This is a genomic window from Streptomyces sp. NPDC002730, assembly GCF_042888805.1.
Classification (GTDB): Bacteria; Actinomycetota; Actinomycetes; order Streptomycetales; family Streptomycetaceae; genus Streptomyces.
This window is the reverse complement of sequence record NZ_JBIAQG010000055.1, coordinates 1-3,481: the sequence shown is the minus strand read 5'-3', so window position 1 is coordinate 3,481 and position 3,481 is coordinate 1. Positions and strand designations below refer to the sequence as shown.

Here is a 3,481-nt window from a genome sequence, read left to right as displayed (position 1 = left end):
AAGCTGACCACGCTCCGCCCCGAGCAGGCCGCCTACATCGGCGTCGAGGTCGAGGGCCCGTACAAGCCGGACCACTACCGCTACTGATCGGCTACTGACACCCCCTCAGCAGTAGGTACCAGCGGTACCAGGCAGGCCCCCGCACCCCCGTGTCGGGGGCCTGCCTCGTACCGGCCTCGATCGGCTCCCGGCAAGAGCCTCACCGCACTAGGACACCTGAGCCCCATGCCCCGCGGCCGTTATTCGCTTCACGATCCGCACGATCACACCCCCCTCGGTGACGAGCACTTCCAGTGCGCCCCCGGCCCCTCCGGCTGGCGCTACGTCTCCCAGATCACAACCCCCTCCGGCGACCACGCCGGCTCCGTCGACCTCGCCCTCGACGAACTCGGCCGTCCCATCCGTCTCGAACTCCACGCCGCGAGCTGGCAGGTCCGCGGTGCCGCCCTCGACGGCGTCACCTGGGTGCGCACCGACCCCACCGGCGCTCATGCCACCGAAGGCAATGTGCGCGCCCACGCCTTCACCGGCACATCCCCCGCCTTCCTTGTAGCTACCGCACGTCTTCTGCGACTCACCCCCGGTTCCCCCGCGACGCGCGTCCGCCTCGTCGCCTTCACGGATCCTGTCCTCGCTCCCCGCACTCTCGACCAGTCCTGGGCCTTGATGAAGAGTGAAGCGCATGCCACTGACAATGGCCCCCTGACCGTGGACGAATACCAGGTCAGCGCCCTGGACACGGGCGAACAGCACCTCGTCCACATCGCCGGAGACGTGGTCCTCGCAGCCCCCGGCATCGAACTCGAAAACCTCGAGACCCCGCCCTCGGTCTTCCCCTGATGCCCTGATGCCCTGAGGCCCCGACGATTCCGACGCCCCGGCGACCGGTAGGCCTGACGATCCGGCCTCGCGCCCCTACGCGGGCGGCGCAAACCCCGTGACCGGCGGCGTCTCCGCACCCGGCACCGCCTCGCCCTCCGCAACAACGGCGCTCGGCACCACCCCACTCGGCACGGCAGCCCCGCCGGCACCAACCGCCCCCGGTGCCACTCCTCTTGCGGCTCCGGCACCGGGCAAGCCACCTCTGGTAGCCGCCCCCGGAGTCGCCCAACCCTCCGGGCCGCCAACTGCTACCGCCCCCGCCGCAGCCCCGAACGTACCGAACGCCCCGAACGCTTTCCGGGCATCACGCGCCTGCCGCTCGTTCACCACAGCCGCCAAATAGGCGGCCGGCGGCACCCTCTCCGGCGCGGGCGCCCCCGTGCACGCCGCCAGATCACCAGCCAGCCGCTCCGCCATCGACCAGCTCACCGCCTGGTCCAGCTGCCTCATCCGCGTCAGGTACTGACGTATCGCGAGCCACAGATCATCAGGCACCCCCGACAGATCCAGTGCGGCAAACCGCCCGACCAGCCACGGCGGCGGAGGCGGCACCACCATCCCCCGCCCGGCCGGCACCCTCTCCCGCACCACCAGAGTCCCCGCGAACACATCCCCGATCCGCCGCCCCCGCGCCGACATCAGAGAAGCGATACAGGCAATGACCCCGAACGACATCAGGATCTCCACCACGCCCATCGCCCCGCGCACCAGCGCATGCCGGAACCGGATCGGCCCCCCGTCGTCCCGCACCACCCGCAGCCCACAGGCGAGCTTCCCGAGCGAGCGCCCATGACTGAGGGTCTCCACGGCTATCGGCGCCCCCACCAGGACCAGCAGAAACGTTGCGATCGACACCGCAGTGACCGCCGCCTCGTCCAGCGACGCGGTCGCCACCGCAAGCCCGATCGACACCAGGAGATACGCCGTCCACACCACGACGAGGTCGATCACGAGAGCGAGCGCCCGGCTCGGCAGTTTCGCCGGCCGCAGCCCCAGTACGACCGCATCCCCCGTCACAAGCGCACTCACTGCTGCCCGCCCTTCGCCGTCGAACTCCCTGCCCCTTGTTTCCTCAGTCTGCCAAGCTGGCCCGCAGCGCGCCGCAGTAGTACGGACCGTACGCACCCAGTGCCTGGAGCAGCAGCCGACCATGGACCTCGATGTCTTCGTGACCGCCCACCGCGCCGAGTGGGACCGCCTGGACCACCTCCTGCACAGGGGACGTCACCTCACCGGTGCCGAGGCCGACGAACTTGTCGCTCTCTACCAGCGCACGGCCACACATCTCTCTCTCATCCAGTCCAGCGCCCCGGACCCGATGCTGACGGGCAGGCTCACCCAGCTCGTCGCCCGAGCGCGCGCCACTGTCACCGGAACCCGCCGTGCCACCTGGCGCGACGCGGTCCGCTTCCTCACCGCGGGCTTCCCGGCGGCCGTCTACCGCTCCCGCCACTGGTGGATCCCCACGGCGGTCCTCTCCACTGTCCTCGCCGCGATCATCGGCTGGTGGATAGGCGCTCACCCGGAGGTCCAGTCAGCGATCGCCGCCCCGGACGAACTGCGCCGGCTCACCCGCCCCGGCGGTGAGTACGAGACGTACTACTCGAGCCACCCGGCGGCCTCCTTCGCAGCCCAGGTCTGGACGAACAACGCCCAGGCCGCCGCCATGTGCCTGACGCTGGGCGCGTTCCTCTGTATCCCGGTGATCTGGATCCTCTTCCTCAATGTGCTCAACCTCGGCGTCGGCATAGGCCTGATGTCGTCGGCCGGCCGCCTCGACACCTTCCTGGGCCTGGTCCTCCCGCACGGCATGCTCGAACTGACCGCTGTCTTCGTCGCCGCGGGTACGGGCCTCCGCCTCGGCTGGACTGTCATCGACCCGGGCCCCCAATCCCGCCGCACGGCCCTCGCCCAGCAGGGCCGCGCCGCCATCGGTATGGCCATTGGCCTCGCCCTTGTCCTCTTCGTGTCGGGCGTGATCGAAGGCTTCGTCACCCCCTCAGGACTGCCGACCTGGGCGCGTATCGCCATCGGCATCGCGGCTGAGCTGGCGTTTCTGGCTTACGTCTACATCCTGGGCGGCCGAGCAGTCCGCGCCGGCGACATCGGCGACGTGGAGGCGGCGGACCGCAGCGCCGAACTCCCGGCCGCTGCCTGATGTGCGTCCGGCGCCTCTGAGCTGCTAGTCTCCTCTTCGCCCACAAAAACCGTTGACACGGTCGGCGTGGGGAGGTAGATTTAAACGGTTGTCTCGGACTGGACAAGTGCGAGTGCGACCGTTAATGTCTCTCTCGCTCTCGCCGGAAATTGAATTTCCGCAGAGCCTCTCGATTCTTATCCGGATCAAGAAGGCCGATTAGCTCGGCCAGAATGCTTCTGATAAAGTCGGATCAGCCGAAAGGCAAAAGGCCCCCAACGGCCACTGGAAACGAATTCCGAACCGGAAACGGAACGGGAAAAGAATCTGGTAAGGTTGGAAACACCGAAGGGAAGCGCCCGGAGGGCCCCATGAAAAGGGTCTGAAGGAAGCGTCCGTTCCTTGAGAACTCAACAGCGTGCCAAAAGTCAACGCCAGATATGTTGATACCCCGGCCTGTTT

4 protein-coding genes are annotated in these 3,481 nt (G+C 68.4%); 3 read left to right on the top strand and 1 reads right to left on the bottom strand.

What is annotated here, in order from left to right; all coding sequences use genetic code 11:
• Together ACFYXH_RS42340 and ACFYXH_RS42335 are read left to right on the top strand one after the other, a co-directional pair.
• The coding region (locus tag ACFYXH_RS42340) for an adenosylhomocysteinase (RefSeq protein WP_362693304.1) at positions 1-87 on the top strand (87 nt) is incomplete at its 5' end.
• A gap of 138 nt (positions 88-225) precedes the next feature.
• Positions 226-840 carry a hypothetical protein gene (locus ACFYXH_RS42335; RefSeq protein WP_389575145.1) on the top strand — a complete coding sequence of 205 codons (615 nt, stop codon included), beginning with the start codon at positions 226-228 and terminating at the stop codon, positions 838-840.
• A 75-nt stretch (positions 841-915) separates the two neighbouring features.
• On the opposite strand, the gene ACFYXH_RS42330 is transcribed toward ACFYXH_RS42335, so the two are convergent.
• On the bottom strand, positions 916-1,911 hold the full coding sequence (locus ACFYXH_RS42330) for an RDD family protein (protein ID WP_389575143.1): 996 nt from the start codon (positions 1,909-1,911) through the stop codon (positions 916-918).
• Between the two features lie 121 nt (positions 1,912-2,032).
• Between ACFYXH_RS42330 and ACFYXH_RS42325 the strand changes: the two genes are divergently transcribed.
• Positions 2,033-3,040, top strand: a complete 1,008-nt coding sequence (locus ACFYXH_RS42325; protein ID WP_389575141.1) for a stage II sporulation protein M — start codon at positions 2,033-2,035, stop codon at positions 3,038-3,040.
• Positions 3,041-3,481 lie beyond the last annotated feature (441 nt).